The organism is Nitrosomonas sp. Nm34 (genome assembly GCF_900113925.1).
Taxonomy (GTDB): Bacteria; Pseudomonadota; Gammaproteobacteria; order Burkholderiales; family Nitrosomonadaceae; genus Nitrosomonas.
Window position 1 is genome coordinate 13377 of sequence record NZ_FORD01000019.1, and the last position, 15804, is coordinate 29180.

The following is a 15804-nucleotide window of genomic DNA, read 5'->3' on the forward strand; positions in this document are numbered from 1 at the left end:
CTATATATGATTTCTATTACATTTTGCTGGGAGCGGTTACACCTAATAATTTCAACCCATTTGCCAGAACCTGCTTAATCGCTGCAATTAATGCTAGTCTCGCCAATTTAACTGATTCTTCTAACACGAGAAAACGAGTCGAATTATAATAACTATGAAATTCGCTAGCTAATTCCTTAAGATAAAAGGCAATCAGGTGAGGAGCGTGTTCCCTTCCTGCTGCTTCGACTATATCCGGGTAATCGATCAATTTTTGTATAAGCATCAGCTCCGGCTGGCTCGTCAACAAATCGGTATCCACAGTCGAGAGTGTGGTTTCATTTTCCCCCCATTGAGTGAGTACACTATTGATGCGTGCATGAGCATATTGAACGTAATATACTGGATTATCAGCGGATTGTGATTTTGCAAGATCCAAGTCAAAGTCTAAATGTTGATCGCTTTTACGTAATACATAAAAGAATCGCGCCGCATCATTGCCTACTTCTTGGCGTAATTCCCGTAGTGAAACAAATTCTCCAGAACGGGTAGACATAGACACTTTTTTTCCATTCCGATAGAGCACAGCAAATTGAACCAAAGCAATCTCAAGTTTGTCGGGATCAAGCGCCAATGCTTCGATTGCGCCTTTTACTCGTGCGATATAACCATGATGATCTGCTCCCCACACATTGATGATATGGGCAAAATGGCGTTCAAATTTGTTAAGATGATAGGCTATATCGGAAGCAAAATAAGTGTATTGCCCATTTTCGCGTTGTACTACCCGATCTTTTTCATCCCCAAAATAAGTAGAGCGAAACCAAGTAGCCCCGTCTTGCTTATACAAAGTATGTTTTTCATCAAGTAATTGAATGGCACGTGCTACCATGCCGCTATCAAACAGCGACTGTTCTGAAAACCAGGTATCAAACTCCACGCCAAACTCCATTAAATCATTGCGACAATCACCCAATTGTTCAGTCAGCACAAAATTGTGAATATAAACGTAATCTTCTCCTAACGTCTGTTTTGCGATAGCAATCAACTTGTCTAAATGCTCATCAGCATCAAGTCTTGTTTCAATTTGGGTGAGTTCCTGCAGAATCGAATTAGCTTGGTGTACATAGCAATTATCATGCGCCTCATGAATTAGCTTGGCCATGTCAGCCACATATTTGCCCTGATAAGCATTTTCCGGGAAAGGGAAGGTATACCCGCAGAGCTCAAGGTAACGTAGCCAGGTTGAGAGTGCTAATATATCCATCTGTCTACCCGCATCATTCACATAATACTCTCGAGTGACAGAATAACCATTAGCCACCATAATATTTGCCAAGCTGGCACCATAGGCTGCACCACGGCCATGCCCAACATGTAGAGGTCCAGTAGGATTGGCAGAAACAAACTCAATTTGAATTTTTTCCCCTTTTCCTGAATTATTATGGCCAAATTTATCGCCCTGTAATAACACACCGGATAAAAACTGCTGTTTTGCTGAAATTTTCAAGAAGAGATTGATAAATCCATTGCCGGCAATTTCAGCTTTTTCTAAATAAGGTGAATCAGGTAATGCACCAATAAGTGCTGTTGCGATTTCACGTGGGTTTTTGTGCAAATACCTGCTTAATTGCATTGCCAGATTACTGGAATAATCGCCATGATTAGCTTGCTTGGGGCGTGCTAATTCAATATTAATTTCATAATTTTGAGGAAGAATCTTTTGGGTAGCCAGAAGCAGTAATTGGGAAAGATGGGTTTTATAATTACATTGAGTTGATACTGTCATAATAAGAAAATCAATTTAATAAGGCGCTATTATAACGAGGAAGAGATAAGCTAAGTCTATCGTATAAGTGGTTGATGCCCTAGGCACAGTCACTATTATATTTAAAGGTGCCTCTAAAATTCATATTTGCGAGCATCCGCTTCGCGGATAGCCTGTTTACCCCGCCTCGTCACCATACTTCGTGGTTTACAAAAAAATGTTTTCTTACCTATCAGTTATAGGCTGCGTCAACATTTTTTGTTCTCGCCTTGTCTTGTTTAGAATTTTTTGAATTTTTAGAGGCGCCCATAATTTGCTTGTCTCGTATTTTCTGGGTTTAGTGTTCGCTAGCAGGTTATAATGTATTGGGTTGTAAATTTTGCTCGGAAAAAATAAAGGTTATAAGCATGAATGATTCAATAGTCAATCAAGAAGCAGTAACACTAGATGATTGCATTCAGCATGTGAAAGTAGTGCTGGATGAACAGATCGCGCATATCAAAAGTAAAAGATATGATTTTGCTCCTCAATTCAAGGAGATGACCATTCAGCTTTATCTGGTTGGCGTGATGTGGCAGTTCTATGAAAAGCATGATTCTACAGAAATAGCTCGTGAGAAAGCATTCTCAACGCTATGCTCAATGATGATTAAGGATGGTATCAAACCTAAGCGAGCACAAAAACAAGTAGATTTTCTCAAGAAAATATCTAAACTGGAAGATGGGGATGATGCTTTGGCGATAGCAATTGGTCATGAATCGTCGCCTGGAGATGAGAGTCTGGCGGAGGTTTTTGATCATTATGTTGATGAGATTGGAGTTTCTGGTTCTGTATGGCGGCATTATGATCTTGGAAAAAAAATCATATTATTTGGTGGATTATTGGCGGGCTTTGCTGGAGTATGGTTTGTCACCATTTTTTTGCCTGAAAGCAGTGATATTTTTATTTTAGCTTTTGGTTTGCTGACAGCCTTTCTTTTTGTAGCTTCAGTATCTGTAATTGGACTACTGATTTATCGTATTAAATTCAAGAAAAGAAAACACCCAGACATACCTCCTGCCGCATAATAAATGCAGTTTAAAGGTGGATGTTGCTGTGATACATACATGTGGTAATGATAGTTGGAACCTGAAAAGATCTTTTTTGTGCAATTATTTAATTTAGCCTATTTCTTGCAAAGTAATGAGTGCTGATATCATTGATGGCAATACTATAGCGCGTAAAATCCGTGCAGAATTAAAAATACGTGCTGAGAATCTTGCAAAAGAGGGTATACAGCCGGGCTTGGCTGTTATTCTAGTAGGCGATGATCCAGCTTCTGGTATTTATGTGCGTAACAAGGCCAAAGCCTGTAGAGAATCAGGAATTCGCTCTGAGGTGTACAATTTTCCTGGTAAAACGTCTCAAGAAACCGTGCTCCAGCAGATCCATGCATTAAATGCAAATCCTGAGATTCACGGCATTTTAGTGCAGCTACCTTTGCCACAACATTTTGAAAGTCATCGAATCATTGCTGCTATCGCGATTGAGAAAGATGTGGATGGATTCCATCCTTGTAACGTCGGTGCACTCGTAACGGGCAATGCTTTATTTTTTCCTTGTACCCCTTATGGTGTCATGATGATGTTAAAAGAGCACGAAGTATTAATCGAAGGGCGGCATGCTGTGGTTGTAGGGCGCAGTAATATTGTGGGTAAGCCAATGTCATTAATGCTTCTGGCGAAAGGAGCTACCGTCACCATTTGTAGTTCTAAAACAAGAAACTTGTCTGAACACACTCGCAACGCAGATATTTTAGTCGTGGCTACCGGGAGACCACGTATGATTACGGCTGAAATGGTTAAGTCGGGCGCAACTATAATTGATGTTGGGATTAACCGCGTGGAGGATGGGACACTATGCGGAGATGTGGATTTTATGTCGATAAAGGAAAAAGCTGGCTATATTACACCTGTTCCTGGAGGAGTTGGACCGATGACGATTACCATGTTAATGAGTAATACCATTGAAGCGGCTGAGCGCGCTAGGGCGGCTATGTGATTTTTGTCTAAAATTGACCAGTATATTATTACCAAACTGAAAGACGGAGCTGCAATTCAATATGAATTCACAAGATATTGATCCACAGGAAACACAGGAATGGCTGGAGGCATTGGAATCTGTTCTTACCAATGAAGGAGCAGAGCGAGCACATTACTTATTGGAAAAATTAGTTGAAAAAGCGCGGCGTTCTGGCGCATATCTTCCTTATAGTGCTAATACGGCTTATATCAACACCATTCCGGTGGGTAAAGAGGAGCGTTCGCCGGGTGATCACGCCATAGAGCATCGTATTCGTTCTTATGTACGCTGGAATGCGCTGGCGATGGTCGCTCGCGCCAATCGAAATACCAATGTGGGAGGACATATCGCCAGTTTCGCCTCAGCGGCCACCCTATATGATGTTGGTTACAATCATTTCTGGCGAGCAGCGAGTAAGGAGAAGGGGGCTGATCTCGTCTATGTGCAGGGACATTCGTCGCCTGGAATTTATGCCTATGCATTTTTACTGGGAGTATTAACTGAGGAGTATCTTGATAATTTTCGTCAGGAAATAGGGGGTAAAGGACTGTCATCCTATCCACATCCATGGCTGATGCCGGATTTCTGGAAATTCCCAACCGTATCAATGGGGTTGGGGCCGCACATGGCGATTTATCAGGCGCGCTTTATGAAATACTTGGGCAGTCGCCAATTAGCCGATACCGAGGGGCGTAAAGTCTGGGCTTTCACAGGTGATGGTGAAATGGACGAGCCTGAGTCGCTAGGCGCCATTTCACTTGCTTCACGCGAAAAGCTTGATAACTTGATCTTTGTAGTGAACTGTAATCTTCAGCGCCTGGATGGCCCTGTCAGGGGCAATGGCAAAATCATACAGGAATTGGAAGCAACGTTTAGAGGGGCGGGCTGGAATGTGATCAAAGTCATTTGGGGTTCTTACTGGGATCCTCTTCTGGCAAAAGATACCAAAGGGCTTCTCCAGCAACGCATGATGGAATGTGTGGACGGCGAGTATCAGACTTTCAAAGCCCGAGATGGGGCTTATGTCAGAAAACATTTTTTTGGTAAATATCCTGAGTTACTCGAAATGGTTGCTAATATGTCAGACGATGATATTTGGCGACTAAATCGGGGCGGACATGATCCGCACAAGGTTTATGCTGCCTATGCTGCTGCAGTCAAACATAAAGGTCAGCCTACCGTGATCCTTGCCAAGACTGTCAAGGGGTATGGAATGGGTGAGTCAGGCGAGGCACAGAACATCACTCATCAGCAGAAGAAAATGGGCACAACCTCACTCAAGGCATTTCGTGATCGATTTGGTTTGCCCGTCCCGGATGACAAGATCGATGAGATTCCCTACCTTAAGTTTGATAAGGATTCGCCGGAATTTACTTATATGCAAGATCGACGTAAAGCCTTGGGTGGGTTTTTACATCATCGTCAACGGAAGGCAGAAGCCTTGCAAATACCCTCTTTGTCAGCATTCGAGACCCTATTGAAAGGGGGAGGTGAAGGAAGAGAATCTTCTACTACGATGGCATTTGTGCGTATTCTTAATATTCTGACCAAGGATAAAAATATCCGTAAACATATTGTTCCTATTGTCGCGGATGAGTCACGGACGTTTGGTATGGAAGGAATGTTCCGCCAACTCGGTATCTGGTCATCAGTAGGGCAGCTCTATATCCCCGAGGATGCTGATCAGCTTATGTTTTACAAAGAGGATAAGAATGGCCAGATTCTCCAGGAAGGCATCAATGAGGCTGGCGCTATGTCTTCCTGGATTGCAGCAGCCACAGCCTACAGCACCCATCATGTGCAGATGATTCCTTTTTATATTTTTTATTCCATGTTTGGCTTTCAGCGTGTGGGGGATCTTATTTGGGCTGCAGGTGATATGCGCTGTCGTGGTTTTCTGCTAGGTGGAACAGCTGGGCGAACCACATTGAACGGTGAAGGTCTGCAACATGAAGACGGCCATAGTCACCTTGCTGCTTCTACTATTCCCAACTGCATATCCTATGATCCTACTTATGGCTATGAACTGGCGGTGATCGTCCAGGATGGCTTACGGCGTATGTATCAAGAGCAGGAAGATGTGTTCTATTATATTACTGTGATGAATGAAAATTACGCTCAGCCTGATCTTCCTAAAGGAGTTGAGCAAGGAATATTGAAAGGAATTTATTTGCTGCGTGAAGGTGATAAGAATAATAAAGGTGCACGTATCCAGTTGCTTGGTTCAGGGACGATATTACGCGAAGTGATTGCGGCAGCAGACATTTTACAAAAGGACTATGGAGTGATTGCAGATATCTGGAGTGTCACCAGCTTTACTGAATTACGACGTGAGGCGTTGAGTATTGCGCGTTGGAATATGCTGCACCCGAATGAATCTGCTAGAGTGTCCTATGTAGAAAGTTGCCTGAAAGATCGTGAAGGGCCTGTGGTGGCTGCCACTGATTACATGAAGATTTATGCGGATCAGATACGAGCATTTATACCAGGTCGCTATTGTGTGCTGGGTACAGATGGATTTGGGCGTTCTGACACACGTGAGAAACTCAGACATTTTTTTGAAGTGGATCGCTATTACATTACCGTTGCAGCATTGAATGTTCTGTCAGAAGAAGGTAAGGTCCCAGCAGAACAGGTTGCTCAGGCAATCAAGGCGTTCGGCATCAATCCGGATAAACCAGATCCCGTTACGCAATAAACGGCGGGTATATTGATTGCCTACAGCATGGTGGTCTTTTGTTGCTCATTGATAGATTAAATGTAGATTGAGGATAGGGCGTGAGTGAGATCAAAAAGGTAAGGATTCCAGATATTGGCGACTTTAAGGATGTGCCGGTCGTAGAAGTTCTTGTCAATGTTGGCGATAAACTCAAGGCAGAGGATTCGCTTATCACGTTGGAATCAGATAAGGCCACTATTGAAGTTCCTTCCCCTTATTCCGGTACTGTCAAGGAAATTACTGTCAAAGTAGGTGATAAGGTATCTGAAGGTTCAGAAATCCTTGTCATGGAAGTTTCGGCCGAAGAAGAAAATAAGGCGGCTGCTACTGAAGCTATTTCTGAAGAAGAGAATAAAACGATTTCAGCTGGAGCCATTTCTGAAGAAACAGCAACGGATCGCAAGACTGTGAGCACTAAGCCTGAAACCGCAGTAGAAATGCCTGCTCCAGGTCAAGAAATCTACTCAAGCAAGCCATTACAGTTGCCTGCACAGTATACGGAAGGGGGGCAGTCCACTCTTACATCAGCGGCTAAGCCCCATGCTGGCCCATCAGTTAGACGTTTTGCCAGGGAATTGGGTGTGGATTTAAGCAAGATAGTTGGCAGCGGTCCCAAACAGCGCATACTTAAGGAAGATATCCAGGCTTTTGTCAAACGAGAGTTAATGAAATCACCAACATCAGGTTTGGGTGGTGGACTGGATTTATTACCCTGGCCTCAGGTCGATTTTGCGAAATTTGGACCAATTGAATTGAAGCCGTTAACTCGCATTAAGCAAATCTCAGCTGCTAATCTACACCGTAATTGGGTCATGATTCCACACGTAACCCAGTTCGACGAGGCGGATATTACTGATCTAGAATCGCTTAGAAAAGAATATAATGAAAAACAGCAAGAGAATGGGATCAAATTAACCATACTTGCTTTTCTCATGAAAGCTGTGACTGCAGCATTAAAAAAATACCCAGAATTTAACTCCTCATTGGATAGGCATAATGAAGAATCCTCTCTGGTACTCAAACGCTATTATCATTTAGGATTTGCGGTAGATACACCCAATGGTCTTGTCGTGCCTGTTATTCGAGATGCTGATCAGAAAGGTGTAATTGCGATAGCTGATGAGTTAGGTAAACTTTCTTCAGTTGCGCGAGAAGGGAAATTAAAACCGACTGACATGCAAGGGGCTAGTTTTACCATTTCTAGTCTTGGCGGGATAGGTGGCACGGCCTTTACGCCTATTATCAATGCCCCTGAAGTTGCCATCCTGGGAGTGTCAAGGGCGAACTTGAAGCCAATTTATCGTAATGGTGAGTTCGTTCCTCGTTTGATTCTTCCTCTGTCGCTATCTTATGATCACAGGGTCATCGATGGGGCATCGGCTGCACGTTTTACTTCGCATTTAGCGAATATATTGGCGGATATGCGCCTTGCTTTATTTTAGAGTTTCTGAGATAGCATTATTCAGCTAGAGCACATTTTTCTTAACCTCTCCTCCTCTGAATTTCTTCTTAAGTAATGTCTGATGAAACATTTTCCCTGATTGGGATTTATGGAGGGACATTTGATCCAGTTCATTTTGGACATTTAAGGGTGGCAGAAGAGCTTATTGAAATTTTACAACTGGATGAAATTCGTTTTGTTCCTGCAGGGCATCCACGCTTGCGCAATGAGCCTATTGCTTCGCAGCATCACCGTAAAATCATGCTTTATGAAGCTATTCATGATAACAAAAAATTCTTTCTGGATGATCGAGAGCTCAGGCGTTCTGGAGAAAGCTATAGTGTAGAATCGCTGCGTGAATTAAGAGAGGAATTCAAAGGAAAAAAGGTGGCATTTTGTTTTATTATAGGAGTAGACGCATTTCTGAAACTGCCAAATTGGTATCTTTGGCGTGAGTTATTTGAATTAAGTCATCTGGTTATTGTCAATCGTCCAGGTCATATTTCTTTTGAGCATCACGCGTGCTTACCACCAAAGTTACAGGAGGCATGCTCAGATCGCTGGACAGATGATGTCAACGCCTTGAAGCGTGTATCATCTGGATTTGTTTTTACAGCAGTGACCACATTATTGGACATTTCTTCGACCACCATCCGAGCCTATATCGCAGCAGAAAAAAGTGCACGTTATCTGCTTCCCGATAATGTACTGAATTACATCGGCACACACCATGTTTACACGAGGGAAAATGAAAACAGATGAGCTACTAAATATAGTCATTGCTGCACTAGAAGATTTGAAAGCACAAGATATTCTTGTATTGGAAGCAGGAAGAATTACCTCATTATTTGACTATATGATCATTGTTAGCGGAACTTCAACACGCCAGACCAAAGCGTTAGCTCATCATGTGCAGGAAAGAGTGAAAGCTGCGGGAGGTAAAGTCTATAGCATCGAAGGCGAGCAAGCTGGAGAATGGTTATTGGTAGATTTAGGCGATATCGTAGTGCATATCATGCAGCCTACTATCCGTGAATACTACGATTTGGAATCATTATGGGCAGAATCCAATGCAGTCAAGAAAAAAATGCTTTGAGGTAATATGGAAAGAGCAAGCGTATTTCACTCCATTTCCAAATCAACAATGACACGAAGGCAAGAGCCGCAGACAGTAAAAATAATACGGCAAGATGAAGCCGACAAAGTCAGGATTGATTTAGGAACGCGATAATTAATGAAACTCTATATCTTGGCTGTAGGAAATAAAATGCCCGATTGGGTACTGGCTGGTTTTATGGAATATACCCAGCGCATGCCAAGGGAAATACCCATTCATCTGATCGAAATTAAACCAGATAAACGGGGCAGTAAGCAAAATGAACAGTTGTTACTTGCTGAGAGCGAACGTATTCAGGCAGCCATACCATCGGCTTGTTACATTGTTGTCATGGATGAGCGAGGTAAACAGTTTACTACCATTCAGTTAGCTGAGACGCTGATTGATTGGATGAGAAATGGTAGAGATGTTGTATTTATTATTGGAGGTGCAGATGGATTGCATCGTGATATCAAGAGTATGGCTAATGAAATGCTGGCACTTTCCAGACTTACATTTCCTCATGGTCTAGTTCGTGTATTATTGGCAGAGCAACTTTATCGAGCTTTATCAATTATCAGACAGCATCCTTATCATCGTATGTAGCCTGCGGTAGAGGGTTTATAAAAGTTGTAATGAGTCTACTGTGTAAAAAGAAATTAAAGAATAAATTTAAAAAACACTTACTCTATAAATTTTAAACATCATGACGTTTGCTGGACATTATATCTATCTAGCTTCGCGCAGCCCCCGTAGAAGGGAACTGCTGAAACAAATTGGGGTAAGACATAGTGTGTTGCTCATGCGAGAAACAGTATCTCGAGCTGTTGATATTGATGAAACCCCCCTTCTGGATGAATCTCCAACTGATTATGTTTATCGTATTACCCATGCCAAGGCGGAAGCAGGGAGAATACGTTTGATACAGCGCAAGTTGCCATTATTTCCTGTCTTGGCGGCTGATACGATTGTTGCATTGGATGGGTGTATTTTCGGAAAACCGAAGGATGCTACTCATGCTGAGGAGATGTTGACTGCACTTTCAGGCAGAACGCATCAGGTCTTGACTGCGATTGCTCTGAATTTGCAGGGGACGATCAAGCATCGTTTGTCAATTACTACAGTACGTTTTCGTGAGATTGGTAAACGAGAAATTCAAGCCTGTATTGCGGGCGGCGAGGCTTTTGATAAAGCAGGGGGTTATGCAATTCAAGGTATGGCAGCAGCCTTTATTGTTGAGATTTTTGGTAGCTATAGTGGGGTTATGGGACTACCATTGTTTGAAACAGCTCAATTACTGGAAGAGTCCGGAATAAAAGTGTTCCCCTGAGAGCTAGAAAAATAAATTGTGCTATCCTTCTAAATGAGCAATGAAATTCTTGTCAATGTTACCCCACAGGAAACACGTGTTGCTGTTATAGAGCAAGGGGTTGTACAGGAGTTACATATAGAGCGAGCGAGCAGCCGGGGAATTGTTGGTAATATTTATAGTGGCCGGGTTAGCCGTGTCCTGCCAGGTATGCAATCAGCTTTTATCGACATTGGCATGGAACGAGCAGCATTTCTCCACATAGGAGATATCAAGGAATTAAGTTCAAACGCTACAGGGGATAAACCCATTGAGCGATTGCTGCACGAGGGGAACAATATTCTCGTACAAGTGATTAAAGATGCCATTGGTACAAAGGGAGCAAGACTTTCTACCCAAATCAGTATTGCTGGGCGAATGCTTGTTTATTTACCACAAGAATCCCATATTGGTGTTTCTCAGCGTATAGAAGATAATGTCGAGCGTGAATTATTACGTGAGAAACTGCAACATATTCTTCCAGTTGATGCCAAGGGAGGCTACATCATACGAACGATGGCTGAAGCGGCAAGCGAATCGGATCTGCATGCAGATATAGAGTACCTGCATAAGCTTTGGCATGATATTCAAAATAAAGCATTAACAGTTAGCGCTCCTGCGCTACTTTATCAGGATTTAGATCTAAGTCATCGCATGTTGCGCGATTTTGTTAATGATGATACTTACCGCATTCTGGTAGATTCCTGCGAAACTTACTTGAAACTGATCATTTTTGCTCAAAACTATATAAGCAATGTTGCAAGCAGAATCGATCATTATACCGGAGAGCGTCCCCTCTTCGATTTATATGGGGTCGAAGATGAAATTGAACGATCACTTGCTCGGCGGGTGGATCTCAAATCAGGTGGCTATGTCATTATTGATCAGACCGAAGCGCTAACTACCATGGATGTCAATACGGGTGGCTTCATTGGTGTGCGTAATTTTAATGACACCATATTTAAAACCAATCTGGAAGCAGCCCAAGTTATAGCGAGGCAACTCCGTTTGCGAAATTTAGGAGGCATCATCATCATCGATTTTATCGATATGGAGGATGAAGAGCATAAAAAGGCAGTATTGACAGAACTCAACAAAGCTTTGATGAAGGACAGGACACGTATGACGGTCAATGGTTTCTCTGCCTTAGGTTTGGTAGAGATGACAAGGAAGCGTACGCGTGAAAGTCTTGCTCATATTTTATGTGAACCATGTCCAATTTGCCAAGGACGAGGGCAAATCCGGACAGCACAAACGATCTGTTATGAAATCTTGCGTGAACTGTTACGTGAGTCACGACAATTTGAAGCGAATGAATTTCGTATCCTTGCTTCGCAGCAAGTGATCGATTTATTTCTGGATGAGGAGTCGCAAAGTTTGGCACAACTTGCTGACTTTATTGAGAAACCTATTAGTTTGCAGGTGGAAGCGTCTTATACACAAGAGCAGTATGATGTTATTTTGATCTAAATAATAAATAAATGCTGAGGTTGCCACTGAGTTATAAGAATTATCGGGCAAAAGGTAAGCGTTAATCTTATAGCCTTTGCCCGGAAGTTATAGCGTGGTGTTATAGCTTATTTATGCATAGCAACGTAATCGACGTGAAAATTTTTCCAGGACTTCAATTCCACTTTCTTCCGCACGATGACACCAATCTTCGAGTTGTTTAACTAATTCATCTTTCGAAGCGGTCGAGCGTTGCCATATGGCTACCAGTTCTTCACGCATGGTATAAACTTTATCAAGATTTTTGGTTTTACTTAAAACCAGATTCAGTTTAATACGTTCCTCTTCTTGCAAGGTTTTCGCATCTGCCAATATCCAACGTTTAAGTGTGTTCCCATCTATTCCATGATGGGAAGCGACTTCTCGTAAATGCTCTACTTCCTTCTTAAACAATGCTTGGAGAGATTGGGTATATTTCGCCAGTACCTCATAACGATGAGCGATTACAGCTTGCAGGGTATCGAAATCGCACTGGGTTTTAGTTTTGTTGATGTTAAGCTTGGGTGCAATTTTCTTGACGGTTGCTAATCCCATCATTTCCAGGATACGTATATATAGCCAGCCAATATCAAATTCAAACCATTTATTGGATAGTTTAGCTGAAGTAGGGTAGGCATGATGGTTATTGTGTAATTCTTCTCCCCCAATCAGAATGCCCCAAGGAGCTACATTACGGCTGGCATCTTCTGCCTGGAAATTACGATATCCCCAATAGTGGCCAATGCCATTGATGACTCCTGCAGCAAATACAGGTGTCCACATCATCTGTATTGCCCAAATAGTAAGACCGATAGGGCCAAATAGAATGAAATTGATAATTAGCATTAATCCAACGCCACTTGCGCTAAATCTGCTATAAACATTGCGTTCTATCCAGTCATCTGGTGTACCGTGCCCATACCTTTCTAAGGTTTCTTTGTTTTTTCCTTCTAACCGATAAAGCTCTGCCCCTTCGGTCAATACTTTTTTAATTCCAAAAATTTGGGGACTGTGTGGATCATCTAAAGTTTCACATTTTGCGTGGTGCTTGCGATGAATAGCGGTCCATTCTTTGGTAACCATACCGGTAGTCAACCATAGCCAGAAACGAAAGAAATGGCTAGGGATAGGATGTAAATCTAGCGCTCTGTGAGCTGAATGTCGATGAAGATAAATGGTGATGCTTGCAATCGTGATATGGGTGATTACTAGCGTAACCACGATATAGCCCCACCACGGCAAATCTATTAGTCCTGATAATGCTGAAACGATGTCTATGTCCATAATAATACTTTTATTCCTCCGTGAAAAACAGACTATGGTTCAATAATGAAATCTAAAGAGATGTATAAGGTTAGTCAAGATATTTCGTGATCATTTATTACAGAAGTTATGCAATTTTTTATAAATTTTTTAATAGATATCGTAGTATAAAATTATTTAATAATTTTCCACTTACCTGGAGGAAGGTTTGCTAATGTGTACTTACCAATTGTTGTTCGAATTAAACGTAAGGTAGGGAATCCGATCGCTGCTGTCATATGACGTACCTGCCTGTTTTTGCCTTCGGTAAGGATAAATTCTAACCAGGAAGTAGGAATATTTCTGCGAAAGCGTATGGGTGGATTTCGTGACCAAATATGAGATGGCTGTTGTATTAGACGTACTTTTGCAGGTCGAGTTCTATAACATTTTAATATTATTCCTTCGCGTAATGGTTGGAGATCTGATTGATCGGGTATACCCTCTACTTGTACCCAATATTTCTTTGCTTGCTTGAATCTTGGATCACTGATTTTATGCTGTAATACTCCAGCATCAGTGAGTATGACTAATCCTTCACTATCGGCATCTAGTCGTCCAGCTGGGTAAAGATCAGGTATCGGAATAAAATCTTTTAATGATTGATATCCAGCTTGGGGTGTAAATTGACAAATTACTCTGTATGGCTTGTTGAAAAGAATCAAGTGTGCCATGGCTTAATTCCAGCGAGAGAATGCATGGTTATGTTTGCACTATATCGGGCGAGATAACAGCACGCAAGATAGTATTTTCAGTATCGGCATTTTGTTTATAGCTAAACCACCAGATGGCTCCTTTTTTGATGCTAAAGCCGGTACGGTCAGGGCAGATCAATGAAGCTGCAACATTGCCCAAGGTAGGTTGATGGCCAACTATCAGGATGGTACCTTCCTCGTAAGGCCAGCTAGCCGCGGCGAGTACTCTATCAGCAGTAGTACTGGTTCCTACTTCCGGCGTTGTTTCAAAATTATTGCTCAGTGCCAAAGCCGTTTGCTGAGTTCGTTTTGCGGGACTGACCAGAATGCGCGTGTTCTTGGGTAATCTTGGTTTAAGCCATTGAGCTATATTGCGAGCCTGCTGCACTCCTTTCTCAGTCAGTTTGCGTGCGGCATCAGGGAATCCCTCTTCTGCTTCCGCATGGCGCCATAGGATAAGTTCCAAATTGTCCTCCTTAAACAAAAATAACAGCTAATGCTGATCTATCAAATAATCTCCGCCCAAAGATCATGTTCGTCAGAATGTGTGACGTGTACGGTTACGACGTCCCCCTGTTTTAATGACTGGCCATTCTCTATATAAACCAGCCCATCGATTTCCGGTGCATCCGCATGGCTGCGGGCAACCGCACCTTGCTTATCAGCCTCATCAATCAGCACTTGGATAGTTTTGCCTACTTTCTGTGCAAGCCGTTGTGCGCTGATTTTTTCCTGTAACGCCATCAAACGTGCTAAACGTTCCTGCTGTAATTCGGGTGGAATAGGATTGGGCAAACTATTAGCGACTGCACCGTCAACTGGAGAATACATGAACGCACCGACGCGATCCAGTTGAGCTGTCTTAAGAAAATCCAGTAGTTCTTCAAATTCTTGTTCTGTCTCCCCCGGGAAACCCACAATAAATGTACTGCGCAGCGTGATATCAGGGCAGATCGTGCGCCATTGTTGAATACGGCTAAGCACATCCTCACTATCCGCAGGGCGTTTCATAAGCTTTAGAATACGCGCATTTGCATGTTGAAAGGGGATATCCAGGTAGGGAACGATCTTGCCCTCTGTCATTAGCGGAATGAGCTCGTCGACATGAGGATAGGGATAGACATAATGCAGGCGTATCCATACACCCAATTCACCCATAGTTTGGGCAAGTTCAGTGATCCGCGATTTAACAAAGTTACCTTTCCAGAAACCACTGCGGTATTTCAGATCAACCCCATAGGCGCTAGTATCCTGTGAAATAACCAATAATTCCTTGACACCAGCATCCACCAGGCTTTGTGCTTCCTGCATGATATCGCCTACTGGACGGCTGACCAGATTGCCACGCATACTGGGAATAATGCAAAAGGTACAGCGGTGGTTGCAGCCCTCGGAAATTTTTACATAGGCATAATGTTTAGGTGTCAGCCTTATCCCCTGTGGGGGTACTAGATCAACATAAGGATCGTGCCATTTCGGTAAATATGCATGAATGGCCTCCATGACTTCATCAGTTGCCTGCGGGCCTGTAACAGACAGTACATTGGGATGGGCTTGCTTCACCACATCCCCTTTCGCGCCAAGGCAACCAGTGACAATGACTTTACCGTTTTCGGTGAGCGCTTCACCAATTGCGTCGAGCGATTCAGCAATGGCACTGTCGATAAAGCCACAAGTATTGACCACGACTAAATCTGAGTCTTCATAGTTGGGTGAAATAAGATAGCCTTCTGTCCGCAGACGCGTCAGGATGCGCTCGGAATCAACAGTTGCCTTGGGGCAACCAAGCGAAACGAAACCAACACGTGGGATTTTATTACGCATATTCATTTATTGATTGCTAAAGGTGAAGATCACCTGAGTAAAGTTATAAAAATAGCAGGGTAATTAAAGATAACAATTTATTG

The 15804-nt window shown here is 42.7% G+C and carries 14 protein-coding genes; 9 read left to right on the forward strand and 5 right to left on the reverse strand.

Translation table 11 applies throughout. The annotated features are described in order from the left end of the window. Positions 1-16: 16 nt before the first annotated feature. The gene (argS, locus tag BM283_RS09315) at positions 17-1768 is read right to left on the reverse strand and encodes an arginine--tRNA ligase (RefSeq protein WP_090692340.1); all 1752 of its coding nucleotides are present in this window, start codon (positions 1766-1768) and stop codon (positions 17-19) included. 344 nt (positions 1769-2112) lie between these two features. Here argS and BM283_RS09320 point away from each other — a divergent pair, with 344 nt between their 5' ends. The 9 genes from BM283_RS09320 to rng all read left to right on the forward strand — a co-directional run bounded on the left by BM283_RS09320 (position 2113) and on the right by rng (position 11882). Continuing rightward, positions 2113-2814, forward strand: coding sequence for a hypothetical protein (locus BM283_RS09320; protein WP_254776306.1), 702 nt, complete (start codon positions 2113-2115; stop codon positions 2812-2814). 115 nt (positions 2815-2929) lie between these two features. Then, complete coding sequence (gene folD / locus BM283_RS09325; protein WP_090692344.1) at positions 2930-3787, forward strand: bifunctional methylenetetrahydrofolate dehydrogenase/methenyltetrahydrofolate cyclohydrolase FolD; 858 nt, start codon at positions 2930-2932, stop codon at positions 3785-3787. Positions 3788-3848: 61 nt separating this feature from the next. Further along, positions 3849-6506, forward strand: a complete 2658-nt coding sequence (gene aceE / locus BM283_RS09330; RefSeq protein ID WP_090692346.1) for a pyruvate dehydrogenase (acetyl-transferring), homodimeric type — start codon at positions 3849-3851, stop codon at positions 6504-6506. An 80-nt stretch (positions 6507-6586) separates the two neighbouring features. Then, positions 6587-7969 (forward strand): dihydrolipoyllysine-residue acetyltransferase, encoded by a 1383-nt coding sequence (aceF, locus tag BM283_RS09335; protein ID WP_090692349.1) that lies wholly within the window; start codon positions 6587-6589, stop codon positions 7967-7969. 74 nt (positions 7970-8043) lie between these two features. Then, the gene (gene nadD / locus BM283_RS09340) at positions 8044-8730 is read left to right on the forward strand and encodes a nicotinate-nucleotide adenylyltransferase (RefSeq protein WP_090692352.1); all 687 of its coding nucleotides are present in this window, start codon (positions 8044-8046) and stop codon (positions 8728-8730) included. Further along, a complete protein-coding gene (rsfS, locus tag BM283_RS09345; RefSeq protein ID WP_090692353.1) occupies positions 8717-9064 on the forward strand; it encodes a ribosome silencing factor in 348 nt (115 codons plus the stop codon). Before nadD ends, rsfS begins: the two co-directional genes overlap by 14 nt. 138 nt (positions 9065-9202) lie before the next feature. Continuing rightward, positions 9203-9670: a 23S rRNA (pseudouridine(1915)-N(3))-methyltransferase RlmH gene (gene rlmH / locus BM283_RS09350; RefSeq protein WP_090692356.1), complete on the forward strand. Its 468-nt coding sequence runs from the start codon at positions 9203-9205 to the stop codon at positions 9668-9670. Between the two features lie 100 nt (positions 9671-9770). Beyond that, a complete protein-coding gene (locus BM283_RS09355) occupies positions 9771-10394 on the forward strand; it encodes a Maf family protein (RefSeq protein ID WP_175492084.1) in 624 nt (207 codons plus the stop codon). A gap of 33 nt (positions 10395-10427) precedes the next feature. Next, the gene (gene rng, locus BM283_RS09360; protein ID WP_090692360.1) at positions 10428-11882 is read left to right on the forward strand and encodes a ribonuclease G; all 1455 of its coding nucleotides are present in this window, start codon (positions 10428-10430) and stop codon (positions 11880-11882) included. Positions 11883-11993: 111 nt separating this feature from the next. Here the strand turns inward: rng and BM283_RS09365 are convergent, their stop codons facing one another. The 4 genes from BM283_RS09365 to rimO all read right to left on the reverse strand — a co-directional run bounded on the left by BM283_RS09365 (position 11994) and on the right by rimO (position 15721). Continuing rightward, on the reverse strand, positions 11994-13184 hold the full coding sequence (locus BM283_RS09365) for a DesA family fatty acid desaturase (protein ID WP_090692361.1): 1191 nt from the start codon (positions 13182-13184) through the stop codon (positions 11994-11996). A 152-nt stretch (positions 13185-13336) separates the two neighbouring features. Continuing rightward, positions 13337-13876, reverse strand: coding sequence for a pseudouridine synthase (locus BM283_RS09370; RefSeq protein WP_090692362.1), 540 nt, complete (start codon positions 13874-13876; stop codon positions 13337-13339). A 28-nt stretch (positions 13877-13904) separates the two neighbouring features. Next, positions 13905-14363, reverse strand: coding sequence for a SixA phosphatase family protein (locus tag BM283_RS09375; RefSeq protein WP_090692365.1), 459 nt, complete (start codon positions 14361-14363; stop codon positions 13905-13907). A 41-nt stretch (positions 14364-14404) separates the two neighbouring features. Continuing rightward, positions 14405-15721, reverse strand: a complete 1317-nt coding sequence (gene rimO, locus BM283_RS09380; protein WP_090692414.1) for a 30S ribosomal protein S12 methylthiotransferase RimO — start codon at positions 15719-15721, stop codon at positions 14405-14407. Between the last annotated feature and the right edge of the window lie 83 nt (positions 15722-15804).

What these genes read in the sequence shown, in the direction of transcription:
- argS (WP_090692340.1), bottom strand. Translation starts at nt 1,768, where the DNA reads ATGACAGTATCAACTCAATGTAATTATAAAACCCATCTTTCCCAATTA.
- folD (WP_090692344.1), top strand. Translation starts at nt 2,930, where the DNA reads ATGAGTGCTGATATCATTGATGGCAATACTATAGCGCGTAAAATCCGT.
- aceE (WP_090692346.1), top strand. Translation starts at nt 3,849, where the DNA reads ATGAATTCACAAGATATTGATCCACAGGAAACACAGGAATGGCTGGAG.
- nadD (WP_090692352.1), top strand. Translation starts at nt 8,044, where the DNA reads ATGTCTGATGAAACATTTTCCCTGATTGGGATTTATGGAGGGACATTT.
- rsfS (WP_090692353.1), top strand. Translation starts at nt 8,717, where the DNA reads ATGAAAACAGATGAGCTACTAAATATAGTCATTGCTGCACTAGAAGAT.
- rlmH (WP_090692356.1), top strand. Translation starts at nt 9,203, where the DNA reads ATGAAACTCTATATCTTGGCTGTAGGAAATAAAATGCCCGATTGGGTA.
- BM283_RS09355 (WP_175492084.1), top strand. Translation starts at nt 9,771, where the DNA reads ATGACGTTTGCTGGACATTATATCTATCTAGCTTCGCGCAGCCCCCGT.
- rng (WP_090692360.1), top strand. Translation starts at nt 10,428, where the DNA reads ATGAGCAATGAAATTCTTGTCAATGTTACCCCACAGGAAACACGTGTT.
- BM283_RS09365 (WP_090692361.1), bottom strand. Translation starts at nt 13,184, where the DNA reads ATGGACATAGACATCGTTTCAGCATTATCAGGACTAATAGATTTGCCG.
- BM283_RS09370 (WP_090692362.1), bottom strand. Translation starts at nt 13,876, where the DNA reads ATGGCACACTTGATTCTTTTCAACAAGCCATACAGAGTAATTTGTCAA.
- rimO (WP_090692414.1), bottom strand. Translation starts at nt 15,721, where the DNA reads ATGCGTAATAAAATCCCACGTGTTGGTTTCGTTTCGCTTGGTTGCCCC.